Origin of the sequence: Pseudomonas mandelii (assembly GCF_002251635.1) — a bacterium.
In the GTDB taxonomy this organism is placed as follows: Bacteria; Pseudomonadota; Gammaproteobacteria; order Pseudomonadales; family Pseudomonadaceae; genus Aquipseudomonas; species Aquipseudomonas mandelii_B.
In genome coordinates this window covers 58,113-74,828 of sequence record NZ_NMOJ01000244.1, presented here as the reverse complement: position 1 = coordinate 74,828, position 16,716 = coordinate 58,113, and the positions used below count along the sequence as shown (strand labels likewise).

The following is a 16,716-nucleotide window of genomic DNA, read 5'->3' as shown; positions in this document are numbered from 1 at the left end:
GGATGACGACATGAACGCCAAAATGCTTGTCCTGCTGTTGCTGCCGCTTGCAGGTTGCTCCAGCACTTCCGAAACCCAGAACATGCCGGTGAATATCCTCACGGCCTCACCGGCCAATGCCCAGGCCACCGATATGCCCAAAGTCGAACAGACCTTGCGGCCACAGGACGTGCTGGACGTGATCTTTCACATCAGCACCAGCGGCTCGGACGCCTACCGCATCCAGTCCGGTGACCAGATCGGCCTGAACTTCACCGCCGCCAGCCAGCTCAACGGCAATCAACTGGTGCTGCCCGATGGCACCATTGAACTGCCGGGCGCCAACACCTCGGTGAAAATCGCCGGGCTGACGTCCGAACAGGCGCGTGAGGAAATCCAGCGCGCCTACCAGCGCAAACAGCTGTTCCAGCCTAACCGCAACCAGCTGGCCGTGCAGGTCATCAGCCCGTTGAGCAACGAGTCGAACCTCAAAAGTGCCCTGAACCACCCCGCTACCGGCATGAGCCGGGAGATCACCGTGGGCACCGACGGCTACGCCAGCTTCCCGGAAATCGGCGCCGTGCCGCTGCAAGGCATGACCGTCAATCAACTGGAAACCTTCCTCAACAAACGCTACGCGCAACTGCCGGGGCGGATGACCGTCGACGTGCTGCTGAAGTCCACGGCGGGTAACGAAATCTATGTGCTGGGCGAAGTTGGCCAACCGGGTTCCTACCCGATTCGCCGGCCGGTCTCGGTGCTTGAAGCGCTGACCCTGGCCCGTGGCAGCAACACCAAGGCACGGCTCGATTCGGTAATGATCATGCGCCGCAACGGTAACCAGGTGCAGGCCGTGCGCTATGACGTCGAAAAAGCGCTCGCCGGCGATGCGTCGCAGATCGCGTACCTGCAACCGGACGACATGCTCTATGTGCCGAAGACCAAACTGGCCAGCGCCGGTGAGCTCGCGCGGCAATTGGCGGACGTGGTGTTGTTCCAGGGCGTGGGCTTCAGCTTCGGCTACCGCGTCGACAACAAAGACAGCAACAACAACTGACTCTCAGGTGACCGACCATGAATCCAAAGGAAAACTACCTGCACGAGTTCTTCAGGATCTTCTTCGCCAACAAGCAGTTGGTGAAACGAGTCTTCCTGGTCTTTGCAGTGATCGCCCTGGTCTTGCCGCTGATGCTCAAACAGAGCTTCGATATCACCGCCCAGGTGATCGTGCAGTCCAAAAAACTCTCACAGGGAGACGCCACGACGTCCCTCAACCAGGAGAACGCCTCGTTCATTCCACCGTCCCTGGCGGACATGGAAACCGAGAGCAATATCCTGCGCTCGCCGGCGTTGATCCGGCAGACCATCAGCGAGTTGCGCGACAAGGGTGAGTACACGCCTACCCCTGGCGTTTTCAACAAACTGGTGACCCAGCCCTTCAAACAGTACGTGACCACGCCACTGCGTGAATACGTGATCAACCCGATGAAAGCCACCCTGGGCCTGGAAACCGACCCGGTACGCGACACGGCGCTGGATGCTCTGACCCAACAGGCGATCGACAGTCTGAAAATCGAGACCCTGCCAGGCTCCAACGTGATCTCCATCATCTACAGCTTCGACAATCCGGCCCAAGGCACCAAGTTTGTCGCAGCCTTGCTGCAGAACTACCTGACGAGCCGTCAGGCACTGCAATCGATCGACTTGCCGCAGTCGTTCTACGAAACCAAGAAGAAGCAATACCAGGTGCGTCTCGATGGTCTGGAAGGCACTCGGCTGGGTCTGCTTGAAGCGGTCGGCTCGTCCGATCCGAAGGAAGAAATCACCTTCCGCCTCAACGCCATCAACACCGAGGAGCAAGCGCTCAACCTGTACCGCGACCGCCTGCTGCAAAGCCAACGCTGGCTCGACTACCTGAAAACCAGCCTGGCCGCAGCGAGCAACTCGAAACTCAACGACTACACCTTCCCCTACACCTTCACCACCACGGTGGACAACGTGGCGTTTGAAGACCGCGAGATCAAACAGATGGGTGAGGCCCTGACCACGCAGGTCAGCCGTTACATGAACGACCTGGCGATCTTCCAGCCAGGCAGCGAACCGATGTTGCTGACCCGCGAGCAAATTGCCCGCACCCGTCAGCAGTTTCTGAAAGTAGTCAGCAACCGGATTCAGGAGCGCAACACTGACCTGGCGATTGTCAGCTCGGTGATCGACCAGAAAACCGCGCGCATTGCCGAGTTCAAGAACCGCATCCATCAGTTGCAGGAAACCCAGAGCAAGCTGCGGCAGATGGACACCGAGATCAACGCGTTGCATGCGGCGTTCTCGACCTATGCCCAGCGCTTCGCCGAAAGCAGCAGCGCACGCTCGCTGGACAACGACCTGTCCAACGCACGGGTGCTCAGCCCGCCGTATGAGCCCACCGAAGCGGCGTTTCCGAAACCGATGCTGATCATTCCATTCGGGTTGTTCACCGGTCTGTTGCTGGCGATTGCCCTGGTCTACGTGCGTGAGTTCTTCGATCACCGTTTCAAACACCCAGCGCAAATCACCCACGAACTGGGCTTGCCGGTGCTGTTGGTGATCAACGATCAGAACGTGGAACCGACCAATCCGCACAGCAACTGGTCTGTGCCTGGCCTCGTGCATTGGGTGCGCAATTGAACGCGCCGCTCATCCCTTCCCTGCCGATCATTCATTTGCTCAGCAGCGGTGGCTTCTATGGGGCTGAGCGGATGCTGCTGGACCATTGCCTGGCGACGCCGGGGCAGCACCAAGTGCTGTTTCTCGATGCGCCGCCAGACTTGATCGCGCGGTTTCGCCAGGCGGGGGTCGACTGCCGGGGTTGCGCGGGGTTGGGGCAACTGCTCACGCATTTGCGCCAGCGCCGGGCGGAACGGCCGTTGATCAATACGCACAACTTCAAGGGCCTGTTGTTTGGCTGGGTGGGCGCCACGTTGTTGCGCCTGCCGCTGGTGATTACCCAGCACGGTTTCACACCGCGCAGCCGCAAGCAGAAGTTCTACACCTGGTTGAGCCTGCAACTGTGCCGCACCGCGTCGGTGAATCGCGTGGTCTGCGTTGCCGAAAGCATCGCCGTGCTGTGCCGTCAGGCCAGCGTCCGGGCGGAAAAGCTGCAGGTGATTCCCAATGGTTTACCGGCGGCTACCGGACTGTTGCCGCACAGCGTGGACCGCCAGCGTTGGCTGGCCGGTTACGTCGGGCGGCTGAGCAGTGAAAAGGGCCCGGACTTTTTTCTCGATGCGCTGATTCCACTCTGCCGGCAACACCCGCAACTGGACGCCGTGATGCTCGGCGACGGCCCGGAACGGGAGGCGCTGCTGGCGCGTATCAACGAAGCGGGTTTACAGGACCGCATCACCCTGCCTGGTTACCAGACCGACATGAGTGTGTGGTGGCGACAACTCGATGCGCTGGTGATCAGCTCGCGCACCGAAGGCACGCCGATGATTCTGCTCGAAGCGATGCAAGCCGGCGTGCCGGTGGTGGCGTTTGGCGTCGGCGGGATTCCCGATGTGCTGCAAGACCGGCACAACGGCCTGCTGGCGACACCCGCCGACAGCGCCGCCCTCGCCCGGCAGATCGGCTCGTTGTTGACTGAACCGGCCATGGCCCGCGACCTGATCGACAACGCAAAACGAACGCAATTGGACCGTTACGACCTCAAGGCCCTGGCCGAACGCTGGTCGCAACTTTATCTCCGTACTGCACGGGAGGCACGCGCGTGATCTTTCCGCTCTCGATCGTCAGTTTGTTCGGCCTGGTCTGCCTTGGTTTGCTGGCCAGCCCTTATCCGTATCTGGCGCCGGGGGCGGTGCTGGGCCTGGTCGGTGTCGCGATGCTTTACCGAAAACCCACCTGGGGTTTGCTCGGGATTGCGGCGCTGGTGCCGTTCGAAGGTTTCTTCAAGGACAGTTCGCTGTCGGGCACCAAGTTCCTCGGCGCGTCACTGGCCGTGATCCTGATGCTGCAACTGGCCATCCACCAGATTCCCTCCGATCGTCTGCGCAGCAATATCTGGCGTTACCTGATCTGGTTCATGGCGTTGTACCTGCTGAGCACGATCAACACCGACAACATGGACATGTCGATGGGGCATCTGCGGGAGCTGAGTGTCGGCCTGGTGCTGTTTGTGATCACCCTGCTGATCGGCCGCGAGATGAACATGAACCTGTTCGCCAAAATGGTCACTATCAGTGTCACGGCGACCTGCGTGCTGGCAATGTTCTCCAGTAAATATCAGGACCAGGGGCGCGCTGCCGGCCTGCTGGAAGACCCGAACGCCTTTGCCATGCTGATCGCCTTCGCCGTGCCACTCGCCTTGCTGCTGGTGGTGCGCAGCCCGCACTTCCTGCATCGGGTGTTCTGGGTCGCTTGCTGCATTTTGCTGCTGGGCGGCATGACCAAGACCGAATCCCGTTCGGGGCTGGTGGTGCTGTTCCTCAGCCTGATGATCGGCGTCTGGCACTACCGCCTCGAGCTCAAACGCATCCGTCCACGGCATCTGGGGTTTGCCATGCTGGGCCTGGTGATCGTGATACCGCTGGCCCTTTATGCGATGCCCAAGGGTTACATCGAGCGTATTCAGTCCTTGAGCATTTTGAGCGCTGGCGCCAAGAGTCAGGACCAATCCCTCGGCCGTCGCGCCTCGTACATTGTGGTCGGCAGCGAGATGATCCGTGAGAACCCGCTACTGGGCACCGGCCCCGGCACCTTCCCCCTGCACTACGCCACCACCGGTTACGCCAAGGCGTTTTCGGCCAACCGCAAAATCGGTGACCTGTACCGCCGCGCCCACAACACCTACCTGGAAATCTTCAGTGAACTGGGGATTCCCGCCGGCCTGTTGTTCGTCGGCATGCTCGGCCTCGGTTTGTACAACCTGGTCCGCGCCCGTCGTGCATGGATACAGCGAAGCAACCGCGAGCAGGCGGATCTGCTGACGCACCTGAGCATGAGCTTTCTGTCGCTGGCCCTGTTCCTGATGTTCCTCAGCGCGCCCAACCAGAAGTACGTGTGGATCATGCTCGCCCTGACCAGCGTGCTGCGTTTGAAAGCCGAAGAAAGCCCACTCGTGGAGGCCAAGGCATGAGCCGCATCAGTATTGTCATCCCGATGTACAACGAAGCCCATCACATCGCCCGGACCCTGCTGGCAGCGCAACGCGCCGCCATCGCCGCCGGGCTGGAATGTGAGCTGATCGTGGCCGACAACGGCTCCGAAGATCAGGGCCCGCACATTGCCCGGCAACTGGGCGCGCAGGTGCTGGTGCTGCCGGGCTTGATGATTGGCGCCTTGCGCAATCGCGGCGCCGCTGTCGCCACCGGAGACTGGCTGGCCTTCATCGATGCCGACGTCGAGATGCCCGAAGACTGGCTCACGCTGTTGTTGAAAATCGAGCCCGCGGTTCAGGTCGACGTCCTCGGGCTGGATTTGCACACCCCGGCCGAAGCCCCGTGGTACGCCAACGCCTGGCAACGTCGCACCTTGCGTCCGAACAACGAGACAGTGCAAACGGTGCGCTGGCTGCCCAGTTCCAACCTGTTGATGCGCCGCCCCTGGTTCGACAAGGTCGGCGGTTTCGATGAGACCCTGCGCACCGGCGAGGACAAGGATTTCACCATGCGCCTTTCCCACGCGGGCGCCCGCCTGCTCTCGGTCAATCAGACCGTCGCCTTGCATTGGGGTTACGAGGGCAGTTGGCGTGAATGGATGGGCAAGGAATTCTGGCGTCAGGGCAGCCATCTGCAGCTCCTGCGCAGCCATGGGATGAGTCTGCGGTTGCTGCGCTTTCCGTTGATGTCACTCGCCGCCTGGTTCCTGGATTTCCTGGCGATCTCCGCCCTGCTCGATGGCTTCCCTCATCATGCGGCGCTCATGTTGTTCCTGACCAGCATTCCGGCGCTCGCCTTGAGCATGCGCCAGACCCTCAAGCACCGCGACCTGCTGTTGACTCTGCAACTCTGGGGCCTGCACTGGCTGCGTCTGCACCTGGCCGGTGCCGCGTTCATCCTCAGCATGTGTCATTGGAAAGCCAGGAGGCCTGCCCGTGGCTGAATTCATTTTCTGGTTGTGCCTGTTATTGCCGGTGTACGCCTATCTCGGTTACCCGCTGTTGTTGACGCTACTGGCGCCGTTGTTTGCGGCGCGGCGTCATGCGGCGCCGGAACCGATGAACATCAGCATCGTGATTGCCGCGCACAACGAGGCGCGGCACATCGAACACAAGCTGCGCACCTTGCTCGCCCAGGATTATCAGCCGGCCTCGCTGCAGATCATTCTGGCCAGCGACGGTTCGACCGATGACACCGTGGCCTGTGCGCGCAAAGTCATCGACCCGCGCATCACTATTCTCGACCTGCCCCGCCAGGGGAAGGCCGCGACCCTGAATGCCGGCGTGGCGTTGAGTACCGGGGACATTCTGGTGTTCACCGACGCCGACAACCAATGGTCCCGCGACACCCTCGGTCACCTGCTGGCGCCGCTGTGCGATCCACAGGTCGGAGCATGCGCCGGGCACATGGTGATCCCGGTCACCGGCGGTGGCCTGAGCATCGGCGACAGCCTCTATCGGCATTACGAAGGCTGGCTGCGCCGCGTGGAGAACCGCACCGGCTGCATGGTCTCCGCCGACGGCGCCCTGCTCGCCCTGCGCCGTGAGTTGTTCCAGGAGGTGCCGGCCGAGGTCAACGATGACTTCTTCATCAGCACCTGCGCGCCGGTGGCGTTCAAGCGCATTGTTTATGTGCCCGAGGCGCAGGTGATCGACCACGGCGTCGACGAAGCGGACAAACAATTCCGTCGTCGTCAGCGCGTCACCGTCGGGGGTCTGCAAAGCCTGGCCCAGCGCAGCGAGCTGCTCAATCCGCTGAAGCATGGCCTGTATTCGATTGCCTTGATCAGCCACAAGTTGATCCGCCGGCTGGCGCCGATCCTGTTGCTGCCGCTGTTGCTGAGCAATTTCTGGCTGTGGGAAGAACACGGTTTCTATCGCCTCAGCCTGGTCGCACAACTGCTTGGTTACGCCGTGGCCATCGCCGGCCTGCTGGATTCGCAACACCGGCTGCCCAAACCTTTCCGTCTCGCCGCGTTCCTTCTGGTGACCCTGGCCGGGATGAGTATCGGTCTGTGGCAGTTCCTGCGGGGGCAGCGGTACGCCCAGTGGAACCCTGAGCAAAACCGTTGAGAGGACTGAGCCATGGCGATCAAACAATTATTAAAACGCACCAGTGGCTGGCTTTATCTCAACTCGTCGGTGGGCCGCAATCAGCTGCAAGGCGCCGGCGTGATCCTGATGCTGCACCGGGTGCTGGCCACCGACCACGCCGCCGACCTGCCGCACCGCAATGAGCTGTGCGTCGGGCCTAAGGCCTTCGAACATTTGCTGGTGTGGCTGAAAAAACACTTCGACTGCGTGTCGTTGATGGACATCCTGCAACCCGGAAAGGTGAGGTCGGATCGCCCGAAAATCACCCTGACCTTCGACGACGGCTGGCGTGACAATGCGCTGAATGCCTTCCCGCTGCTGCAAAAATACCAGGTGCCGGCGAGCATTTTTCTCTCCACCGATTTCATCGGCAGCCGTCAGCGGTTCTGGTGGGAAAGCATCGGTGAAACCCTCTGGGGCAGCCACGGCGAACGTGCTCGAAAGCAATTGATCGACTGCCTGAAAGAGGTCGGTCGGCCCTTGCCGGTGCCCTTCGAGGAACTGGATGTGGAGCGTCGCAGCCTGGCCTTGCTGCATTTTCTGCAAAGCCTGAAAACCCTCAGCCCGGCTGACCTGAATCGCCTGACCGACGAGTGCCCGGACGAGTCATTGCCCCAGGCGCTGGACTGGCATCAGGTGCGCGCCCTGGAAGCCTCAGGACTGGTGCGGTTCGGCCCGCACGGCGCCAGCCACTCGATTCTCACCGGTCTCGACGATCAGCGTTTGCATGAAGAACTCAGCCGCAGCCGCGACGCCTTGCACAATGGCTGCAACCGGCCGCTGCCGGTTTACTGCTACCCCAACGGCGACAACGATGCGCGGGTGCGCGAACACGTTTCCGATCATGATTACCCGTTCGCCCTGGGCACCGGCACCGGGATTTATCGGGGCACCGACGATCCCTTGAACCTGCCCCGCTTCGGCGTCAGCCAACGGGTGGCGCGCAATCCGCAGCTGCTGTCCTGGCGCCTGTACCGCGGGGCACGCGCATGAGCCGCAGCCATTACCTCAAGCACCTGGCCCTGAGCATGGGCACCAAACTGGCGATGATCGGTTTGCGGCTGATGCGCAACGTGTTGCTCGCAAGGATCCTCGGGCCGAGCGAACGGGGTTTGTTTGCCCTGCTCAGCACCTTGCCCGACCTGATCAGCGCCGCCACCAGCGGCGGGCTGAATTCGGCGGTGGGTTTTCAGGCGGCCAAGCAGCGGCCGATGGGTTTGCTGCTGAGTCAGGTGTTGGTGTTCGGTTGCCTGCTGGCGGGTCTCTTGACCTTGCTGGTGGTCGCCCTGGTGCGCGAGTTCGGCAGTGAACTCGACATCACCACGCAACTGGGCCTGCTCGCCTGGCTGTTGTTGCTGGCGGTGCCGTTGACCGTACTGAAAAGTGGCCTGCTGACCTTGCACAACGCCTCCGGCGGCGTGGTGGCATTCAATGCGTTGCGCCTGGTGGAATCCCTGGCGCCGCTGCTGCTGTTTCTCGCCTTGTTCTGGATGTGGAAAGACTCGGCGCTGGAAGCGGCGCTGATCAGTTGGCTGGCAGGCATCAGCCTGGTAGTGCTGGCGGGCTGGTTCTGGCTCAAACGTGCTCAGCCCCTGAAATTGCAATGGGACCGCGCCAGTCAGAATGAACTGCTGCGCTACAGCGCCCGCAGCCATCCCGACCTGCTGTTCCAGCAAGTGATTCTGCGTTCCGATTACCTGTTCATCGGCGCCCTGCTCGGCAGCACTGCGCTCGGTCATTACGCCATGGCCAGCGCCGCTGCCGAGTTGCTGCTGATTGTCCCGGAAGCCGTGACCACGCCGCTGATGAAACGCCTGCTGCAACAGGAAGAAGGCATCGACAAAGTGACGCCGCTGGCCTTGCGCCTGACCGCCACAGTAATGCTTGGCGCCTGCGTGACCATGGCAGTGATAGGCGAATGGCTGATCGTGACGCTGTTCGGCGCGGCCTATCAGCCGGCGTATCCTGCCTTGCTGGCGCTGCTGCCGGGCCTGCTCGGTCTGTGCTACGCGAGCATCCTGCGCCTGGACCTGCTGGGCAAAAACCGTCCCGGCACGATTTCGCTGTTGATGGGGCTGGGCGCCTTGCTGAACCTGGCGCTTAACCTGGTGTTGATCCCGGCTTACGGGATCGTCGGCGCGGCGGCGGCATCGTCCATCGCCTACGTCGCGGTGACCCTGGCGTTGTTGGTGATGTACTGCCGGTTGAGCGGTGTGCCGGTCTGGCAAACCCTGATCATCCTGCCCAGCGATGTAGCGCCGATGCTGCACATGCTGCAACGGAAGTCGGCATGAAACGCCTGGTCCTGCTGTTGAGCCTGGGCCTCGCGCTGAGCGCCCAGGCGGCGCCCATGCGTTGGGCCGATATTCGCGACGGCAGCCTGTACCTGCAACCGGATCGCCCCGACACCCTGACCGTTCGCTGGGCGCCGGCGTGGCAGGCGGATGCCAACGAAGAACGCCTGTACCTGCTCGACGGCCAGGGCAAACTCCAGGGCGAGCGCCTGATCGCCGCCAGTGAATCGCGCGGCAGCCAGAGCTGGTCGTTGGCCCCTAGTGCCTCGAACTATCAACTGGAAATTCCAGGCTACAGCTTCCGTCGCTACCGGGTTGAACACGACGAACGTACGGTGGCGTTGTTCGCCCCGGCCAAGGTGCATTTCAGCGCCGAAACCCACAATGGCGATGAGCTGTACTTCAAGGTGGCGCCGGGTGAACACGCGGTGTTGGCCGGCAAGTTCCACGGCGGTGTCAGTGCCCTGCAAGCGCAGCGTGTGGGCGACGGCAAACAAGTCGCGCTGGCGCTGAAACCGTATCGGGGCTATTGGCAGTTCGACAAGGTCGAGTTGCCCGTCGCACCAGAAGCACAGGTCTGGCGCCTGCGCCTGCAAGGCAGTGGCAAAGTGGCGTTCTGGCTCGACGGCACCGCCAACCTCTTCGCCCAAAATCCGCAGCAGCTCAAGCCCCTGCGCGAGGATGATGGCCAGGTCCGGCTGACACTGCACAATAAAATGCTGGGACCGACCCCGAACCTGGGCATCGCCCTGCCCTACGTCAAGGTGCCGGAATCGAGTTACGCAGTGCTCGATGCACTCAAGCCACAAGCCGGAACCTATTACAGCTTCGTCGACATCACAGCGAAGAATCCGCACTACGAAGACGCTTTCCGTCGGCTGTACCAGGACCGCTTCGGCATCACCCAGGACATCACCTTGTTGGCCGGGAGCCAGCGCCAGGCTGACCTGCGCGCCGACACCCAGAGCAACGCCGGGCTCGACGCCTGGCTCGCAGCGACCCGGGCCCTGGGCGGCAAAGGCACGCACTACATCGGTTTTGCCGACGAGCCGAACCTCAACTACCCGGACTATGCCAACTACCAAAGCATCTTCAACAGCATGGCCCGGCAAGTGCGCAGCAATCCCGCCAACGCCAAGGCTGGCGTGCGCATCGCCATGCCCGCCAGTTCGCGGCTGGTCAACGGCCCGTTTGCCGACAACGCCGCCGACAAGCGCGGCATCGATTGGGCCAAGCGCTTGCTGGCCGAATCCGGCGACAACATCGATGCCCTGGCCTGGCACGAATGGATGATTCGCGACCTGCTGGCAACACGGGTCTACCGTGACAGCGTGCGCCGCGCCGCCGATCTGGTGGGCCTCGACGCCCAGGGTCGGCCGCGCAAAGCCTTGCTGCTGGACCAGACCAACATGTCCAGCGGCTCCAGCCTCAGTCCTTATGATCAGGAAACCCACTTCGCATCGATGTGGTGGGCGTCGGTTGTCATCAATTCGTCCCAGGATGGCTTGCTGGAAATGCTGGGCTGGTTCCAGGCCGCTGACGAACCGAACTACCCCAAAGGCATGTTGCGCGTCCTCGGCGACGATCGCTTCGAACTCAAGCCGGTGGGCCTGGCCCAGCAGTTCATCCGCGAGCACTGGCTGCACAACGTGTTGCTCCTCGAGAACGACGCCTTCGAGGTTGACGTGCTGGCCATGGCCGAGGACCAGAAGCGCAGCCTTCTGGGCGTCAACAAAGCCACGCGCTTGCAGCGTGTGGCCCTGACCGGTGCCCCGTGTCCGCTGGCCAACGGTTCATTACGCTATTTCGGTGCCGACAACCGCGCCCGCGACGCACCCTTCAATTGCCAGGACGGTCGCGTCAGCTTCGAGCTGCCAGGACGGACCCTGTTCAATCTCAGCTGGAGCGCCTCATGAATTGCCAACTATTGCTTTGCGACCCCGGCCATTCGCCGCGCCTCGCATCACTCCACTCACGGCCGAGACCGTCAGGAGTCAATAAAATGAGCGTTTTACAGAAACTCAGCCAACACATCAGGCAAAAAGGCCTGCGCGCCACCCTCAGTAAAATCTGGAAGCACTACGTGTTTTCCCATCAGGAACTGTTGTGGATGGAGCGCGATCTGGTCAGCCCGGTGCCACCGCACAAACTCAGGCCCTACCCGCCGCTGCAGGTAGTGACCATCACCCCGGAGAACGCCGTGGCGTTCACCCGTTACTTCGGTGACCGCGTGGACACCATGGCCGAACTGGCCCGCGAAGGTTACACCGGGCAGATGCACCTGAACGATCAAGGCGACGCCGTGGCCTTCATCTGGGGCGCGGCACGCAACTATCACGACAAGCACTATTACGGCTGCTGGTTCCCGGTGAAAGAAGGCGAGTTCTTCGAATTCGGCGGCGAGCTGACCCGCGCGTACTGGGGCACTGCGCTGTCGATGGACCTGCAAACGGAATTGTGGAAAGCCATGGCGGCCCAGGGTTGCCACACAGTGGTGGATGTCTGTGAGTTCCACAATGTCCCTGCTCTCAAGTTGCACATACGCACCGGCTACAAGGAACAAGGGCGGATCATGAACGTCTACGAGCTGTTTGGCCGCTGGCGCTTCTACCGCGAAACCCATTACAGCGGCTCACGCCTGGATGCCTTGCGCAAACCGGCACGTGAACCTGCTACAGCAGCGGTGACCTGACCCTATGGCAGCACGATTCGAATGGCGCACTTCGATGTGCGCCGCTGATTTCCCGGAAACGGCTTATGAAGCGTTACGTCTGCGAGTGACGGACCACACGCCGTTCAACACCCTGGCCTGGATGCGCGCGTCCGAACAGGCACTGACCACCGGGCAACGCTTGCATGTGTTGCTTGGCTGGCAGGGTCATGAGCTGGTTTTGTGTTTGCCGTTGGTGGCCTCCGTCGAACGTTTTTCCAGGCTGCCGTTTCGCGTGCTGCATCACCTTGGCTATCCCCTTGCCGACCGCCTCGCGTTTCTTGCGAAAACGGACTCGGAGAACATCCGCAAGGCACTGATCGAGATCCGTCGACAGCTTCCCCATGCCCTGCTGCAACTCAACGAGTTGTCGGAGCCGGTCGGCGAAGAAAGCGCGCTGACCGAGTGGATGGCGCACAGTTCGACTGGTGAACGGCGCCTCAGCTGTCGGGTGCCAGTGCACGTAATCAGCGACGCGGACCACCAGGAAGTCTCGGGTGACCCGCGCTATAAACTGCGCCGCGCACGCAAACGCATCGCGGCCTGTGGCGCTGTCGTTCGGCGGATCACCCCCGATGCGTCGACCATGGGCCCGTTGTTGCAGGCCATCAGTGAAGTCGAAGCGGTCAGCTGGAAAGGCGATGAAGGCGTCGGGATTTTCGCCGACGAACGCCACCGACAATGGATGGACCGAGCCTTCACCACCCTCGCCGAACAGGGGTTGGTGCGGGTCGTGGTGCTGGAACTGGACGGACGCTGCATCAGCTATCGCCTCGGGTTGCTCGAGCAAGGCCGGCTGTACGATTACAACCTGGCGTTCCTGCCGCAATACGCCGATCTGGGCAGCGGTCGGGTGCTGCTCGACGAGTGGATTCGCTGGGGGCTGGACGAGCACTGGCGCTGGATCGATGCCTCGCGGGTGAGCCTGGAAAACTCCAGCCATCAACTGCACGAACGCATGACCGGGCAACTGGAGCATTGGCGCTGGAGTTTCTATTCCTGGCGCCCCAGCGGCCTGGCGTTGGGCCTGGCCCTGAGACTTTGGCAGCGACTCAAACCCATACTGCAGAAATGGCAAGCCAAACGGGCAGCAGCGACCGCTGCCACTGCACCGGCGCCCGTTGCCGCAGTGGTCAAAGCAGCGAAGCCAAGCGACACAAACAGGGAGAGCGACCATGCCGCGCCAAGTCATAGTCAACGCTGACGATTTCGGTCTCAGCCCGTGCGAAAACGCGGTGATCCTCGGTGCCTTCCAGGCGGGGGTGATCAGCTCCGCCACGGCTATGGCCAATATGCCGGCCTTTGAAGCGGCATGCGTCATGGCCCAGCATCCGTTGCTCAAGGACCGGATCGGCCTGCATTTCAACCTCACGTATGGGCGTCCGTTGAGTCAGTCGATTCTGGGTCGAAGGAACTTCTGTGACAGCAACGGGGTTTTCGATCTCAACCTGTCCCGCCATCGCCTCTGGCTTAGCCGCAGGGACCGCGACGCGGTGCTGGAGGAGCTCACCGCCCAATGGCAACGCTGCGTGGACAACGGTGTACGGCCCAGCCACATCGATTCCCATCAGCACGTTCACAACATCTGGCCCATCGGTGAGATCGTCGCCCGCTTCGCCGCCAGCCAAGGAGTGGCCGTGCGTCTTGCGCGCAATCTGGGGCAAAACCTGAGCTTGCCCAAGCGCGTGTTCAAGACCTTGCTGAATAATCGTTTGCAGAGCCTGGCGGGTGTGACCGCCGATTATGTGTGCACGCCGGTGGACCTGCGCAATGAAGAAATGCCGACCGACGGCCTGCTGGAAATCGTGGCTCATCCGACGCAGCTGGGCGCGGATTTCGGCGATGCCTATTTGCAGGCAGACGAGTCGCTAACCCTCGTGCTAGAGCGGCGCCTTCACGGTGTTCCGCGAGTGTCCTATGGCGCTGCAAACAGCCATTTGATGACCGGTGAAGCCGCGCTCGAATGAGTTACATACGTTGCAACACATTCAAAGCTGGCGCTTTGACATGAACTTTCAAGCTTGATCTATACCCATCAAAAGCGTTTCCAACCACACCCTGGCCTTGGCTAAGGAGAGCGTCATGAGCATCATCGAAAAGCTTCGCGAACGCATAAAACAAAAGGGCTTGAGCCGCACGTTCAACACGCTGTGGAAACGCTACGTGTTCTTCCACTGGGAGCTTTTATGGATGGAGCGCGACCTGATCAGCCCGGTACCGCCGCACAAACTGCGCCCCTATTCGGGCGTGCGCATGGAGACCATCACACCGCAAAATGCCATCGCTTTTACCAAGAATTTTGGTGACCGCGTCGAGACCATGGCCGAACTCGCGGCCGAAGGTCACACCGGGCACATGTACCTGGACGAAGACGGCCACGCGATCGGGTTTATCTGGGGCAGCACGCGCGATTACCACGACCGCCACTATTACGGCTGCTGGTTCCCGGTCAAACCCGGTGAGTTTTTCGAGTTCGGCGGTGAAATGACCCGCGCCTATTTCGGCACCAGCCTGTCGGTGGACGTCCAGATCGCCCTGTGGGACGCGATGCGCGCCCAAGGCTGCCACAAGGTGGTGGACGTCTGCGAAACCCACAACATCCCGGCTCTGAAGCTGCACATCCGCATGGGCTACCATGAACAGGGTCGCGTCACCCACGTCTACGGCCTGTTCGGCCGCTGGCGCTTCTACCGCGAAACCCGCTACACCGGCTCCCGACTTGATCCACTGCGCAAACCGGGACGGCCAGTGGTGACGGGGGCGGCTAGCGCCTGATATCCGATAGACAGACCGAGTTGCGGCCATCGCGAGCAGGCTCGCTCCCACAGTAGATCCTCAGCGCACGCAGATTTTGTGTTCGACGACGATCCAATGCAGGAGTGAGCCTGCTCGCGATGGCGGCAGCACATTCGGCATTGATGTGACTGACAGAGAGCTATCGCGAGCAGGCTCGCTCCTACAGTGGATCTGCGGTGCACACGGGCTTTGTGTACGGAGGGATTCAAATGTGGGAGCGAGCCTGCTCGCGATTGCGGCGTGACATCCGACATCAATGTGTCAGGCACACCGCTTTCGTCGGAACGCCGCCCGGAGCAGGCTCGCTCCCACAGTAGATCCTCAGCGCACGCAGATTTTGTGTTCGACGACGATCCAATGCAGGAGTGAGCCTGCTCGCGATGGCGGCGGCACATTCAGTATTGATGTGACTGACCGAGAGCTATCGCGAGCAGGCTCGCTCCCACAGTGGATTTTCAGCGCACGCATATTTCGTGTTCGACGACGATCCAATGCAGGAGTGAGCCTGCTCGCTCCCACAGTGGATCTCCAGCGCATGCGTATTTTGTGTTCGACGACGATCCAATGCAGGAGTGAGCCTGCTCGCGATGGCGGCGGCACATTCGGCATTGATGTGACTGACAGATAGCCATCGCGAGCAAGCTCGCTCCCACAGTAGATCCTCAGCGCACGCAGATTTTGTGTTCGACGACGATCCAATGCAGGAGTGAGCCTGCTCGCGATGGCGGCGGCACATTCAGTATTGATGTGACTGACCGAGAGCTATCGCGAGCAGGCTCGCTCCCACAGTGGATTTCCAGCGCATGCGTATTTTGTGTTCGACGACGATCCAATGCAGGAGTGAGCCTGCTCGCGATGGCGGCGGCACATTCAGTATTGATGTGACTGACCGAGAGCTATCGCGAGCAGGCTCGCTCCCACAGTGGATTTTCAGCGCACGCAGATTTTGTGTTCGACGACGATCAACTACAGGAGGGCCGGGTGATTTCGCTGGCGAGAGCGTGATACGTCCCACACATCTATGGGAAAAGCCATCCCTGGCGAAGGAAGCGCCTGACTGCTCATTCGTATCCAAGTAGATACATTTGAGCAATGAATTATATTGTTCAACAAACTATGATCTTCGTGGCATGGCATGCCTCAGTTCGTGACTTGCGGGCGAAGATTGCTATCGCTCGTCGCATTGATCGTGCCTCTGCAGGTAACCTGGGTGATATCAAGCCGGTGGGAGACGGCGTTTCCGAAATGCGCGTGGACGTCGGCGCCGGCTATCGGGTCTACTTCACTTTGCGAAACAGTGTCGTCATTGTGCTTTTGGCCGGTGGTGATAAATCTTCGCAAACCGCCGATATCAGGCGGGCTAAAAAATTGGCAAAGGAGGTTTAAACATGAGCCAGACTTTGACTACTTTCGATATGGCGGCACTGCTGGACAGTGACGAAGCCATTAGCGAGTACCTCTCACAAGTGCTCGCAGAGGGCGATAACGAGGAATTTCTTCGTGCTATCGGATACGTGGTGAAAGCGCGCGGAATGACACAGATTGCCAAGGACTCGGGTATGGGTCGCGAAAGCCTGTACAAAGCCTTCGCGCCCGGTGCAAAACCACGCTTTGATACGGTTTTGAAGGTCATCCATGCCCTCGGCATCGATCTCTGTGCGCAGCCAGGTCATTCGATCAATCACTCGGTGCTTTGAGAGATTCTT

The 16,716-nt window shown here is 61.1% G+C and carries 15 protein-coding genes; all 15 read left to right on the top strand.

The features are described 5' to 3' along the window. Positions 1-10 precede the first annotated feature (10 nt). Complete coding sequence (locus tag B7L09_RS29415; RefSeq protein ID WP_094471744.1) at positions 11-1,036, top strand: polysaccharide biosynthesis/export family protein; 1,026 nt, start codon at positions 11-13, stop codon at positions 1,034-1,036. Between the two features lie 17 nt (positions 1,037-1,053). After that, the gene (locus B7L09_RS29410; protein WP_094471743.1) at positions 1,054-2,646 is read left to right on the top strand and encodes a GumC family protein; all 1,593 of its coding nucleotides are present in this window, start codon (positions 1,054-1,056) and stop codon (positions 2,644-2,646) included. Beyond that, the gene (locus B7L09_RS29405) at positions 2,643-3,731 is read left to right on the top strand and encodes a glycosyltransferase family 4 protein (protein WP_094471768.1); all 1,089 of its coding nucleotides are present in this window, start codon (positions 2,643-2,645) and stop codon (positions 3,729-3,731) included. Before B7L09_RS29410 ends, B7L09_RS29405 begins: the two co-directional genes overlap by 4 nt. Then, positions 3,728-5,095: an O-antigen ligase family protein gene (locus B7L09_RS29400; protein ID WP_094471742.1), complete on the top strand. Its 1,368-nt coding sequence runs from the start codon at positions 3,728-3,730 to the stop codon at positions 5,093-5,095. Before B7L09_RS29405 ends, B7L09_RS29400 begins: the two co-directional genes overlap by 4 nt. Next, a complete protein-coding gene (locus tag B7L09_RS29395; protein ID WP_094471741.1) occupies positions 5,092-6,060 on the top strand; it encodes a glycosyltransferase family 2 protein in 969 nt (322 codons plus the stop codon). Before B7L09_RS29400 ends, B7L09_RS29395 begins: the two co-directional genes overlap by 4 nt. Continuing rightward, a complete protein-coding gene (locus tag B7L09_RS29390) occupies positions 6,053-7,189 on the top strand; it encodes a glycosyltransferase (RefSeq protein ID WP_094471740.1) in 1,137 nt (378 codons plus the stop codon). The genes B7L09_RS29395 and B7L09_RS29390 overlap by 8 nt, the downstream gene beginning before the upstream one ends. Positions 7,190-7,201: 12 nt before the next feature. Beyond that, positions 7,202-8,203, top strand: coding sequence for a polysaccharide deacetylase family protein (locus B7L09_RS29385; RefSeq protein ID WP_094471739.1), 1,002 nt, complete (start codon positions 7,202-7,204; stop codon positions 8,201-8,203). After that, positions 8,200-9,504, top strand: a complete 1,305-nt coding sequence (locus tag B7L09_RS29380; protein ID WP_094471738.1) for a lipopolysaccharide biosynthesis protein — start codon at positions 8,200-8,202, stop codon at positions 9,502-9,504. The genes B7L09_RS29385 and B7L09_RS29380 overlap by 4 nt, the downstream gene beginning before the upstream one ends. Beyond that, entirely contained in the window at positions 9,501-11,420 is a 1,920-nt protein-coding gene (locus tag B7L09_RS29375; protein WP_094471737.1) for a hypothetical protein, read from the top strand. Before B7L09_RS29380 ends, B7L09_RS29375 begins: the two co-directional genes overlap by 4 nt. An 86-nt stretch (positions 11,421-11,506) precedes the next feature. Further along, on the top strand, positions 11,507-12,196 hold the full coding sequence (locus B7L09_RS29370; protein WP_094471736.1) for a GNAT family N-acetyltransferase: 690 nt from the start codon (positions 11,507-11,509) through the stop codon (positions 12,194-12,196). Positions 12,197-12,200: 4 nt separating this feature from the next. Beyond that, positions 12,201-13,418 (top strand): GNAT family N-acetyltransferase, encoded by a 1,218-nt coding sequence (locus tag B7L09_RS29365; protein ID WP_094471735.1) that lies wholly within the window; start codon positions 12,201-12,203, stop codon positions 13,416-13,418. Continuing rightward, the gene (locus tag B7L09_RS29360) at positions 13,390-14,181 is read left to right on the top strand and encodes a ChbG/HpnK family deacetylase (RefSeq protein WP_094471734.1); all 792 of its coding nucleotides are present in this window, start codon (positions 13,390-13,392) and stop codon (positions 14,179-14,181) included. The genes B7L09_RS29365 and B7L09_RS29360 overlap by 29 nt, the downstream gene beginning before the upstream one ends. 115 nt (positions 14,182-14,296) lie before the next feature. After that, positions 14,297-14,989, top strand: coding sequence for a GNAT family protein (locus B7L09_RS29355; RefSeq protein ID WP_094471733.1), 693 nt, complete (start codon positions 14,297-14,299; stop codon positions 14,987-14,989). Positions 14,990-16,102: 1,113 nt separating this feature from the next. After that, positions 16,103-16,396 (top strand): type II toxin-antitoxin system RelE/ParE family toxin, encoded by a 294-nt coding sequence (locus B7L09_RS29350; RefSeq protein WP_010455649.1) that lies wholly within the window; start codon positions 16,103-16,105, stop codon positions 16,394-16,396. Between the two features lie 2 nt (positions 16,397-16,398). Further along, entirely contained in the window at positions 16,399-16,707 is a 309-nt protein-coding gene (locus B7L09_RS29345; RefSeq protein WP_010455651.1) for an addiction module antidote protein, read from the top strand. Positions 16,708-16,716 lie beyond the last annotated feature (9 nt).

Excerpts from the sequence above, each read along its gene's own strand:
- B7L09_RS29415 (WP_094471744.1), top strand. The coding sequence starts at position 11 with ATGAACGCCAAAATGCTTGTCCTGCTGTTGCTGCCGCTTGCAGGTTGC.
- B7L09_RS29410 (WP_094471743.1), top strand. The coding sequence starts at position 1,054 with ATGAATCCAAAGGAAAACTACCTGCACGAGTTCTTCAGGATCTTCTTC.
- B7L09_RS29395 (WP_094471741.1), top strand. The coding sequence starts at position 5,092 with ATGAGCCGCATCAGTATTGTCATCCCGATGTACAACGAAGCCCATCAC.
- B7L09_RS29385 (WP_094471739.1), top strand. The coding sequence starts at position 7,202 with ATGGCGATCAAACAATTATTAAAACGCACCAGTGGCTGGCTTTATCTC.
- B7L09_RS29380 (WP_094471738.1), top strand. The coding sequence starts at position 8,200 with ATGAGCCGCAGCCATTACCTCAAGCACCTGGCCCTGAGCATGGGCACC.
- B7L09_RS29375 (WP_094471737.1), top strand. The coding sequence starts at position 9,501 with ATGAAACGCCTGGTCCTGCTGTTGAGCCTGGGCCTCGCGCTGAGCGCC.
- B7L09_RS29370 (WP_094471736.1), top strand. The coding sequence starts at position 11,507 with ATGAGCGTTTTACAGAAACTCAGCCAACACATCAGGCAAAAAGGCCTG.
- B7L09_RS29365 (WP_094471735.1), top strand. The coding sequence starts at position 12,201 with ATGGCAGCACGATTCGAATGGCGCACTTCGATGTGCGCCGCTGATTTC.
- B7L09_RS29360 (WP_094471734.1), top strand. The coding sequence starts at position 13,390 with ATGCCGCGCCAAGTCATAGTCAACGCTGACGATTTCGGTCTCAGCCCG.
- B7L09_RS29355 (WP_094471733.1), top strand. The coding sequence starts at position 14,297 with ATGAGCATCATCGAAAAGCTTCGCGAACGCATAAAACAAAAGGGCTTG.
- B7L09_RS29350 (WP_010455649.1), top strand. The coding sequence starts at position 16,103 with ATGAATTATATTGTTCAACAAACTATGATCTTCGTGGCATGGCATGCC.
- B7L09_RS29345 (WP_010455651.1), top strand. The coding sequence starts at position 16,399 with ATGAGCCAGACTTTGACTACTTTCGATATGGCGGCACTGCTGGACAGT.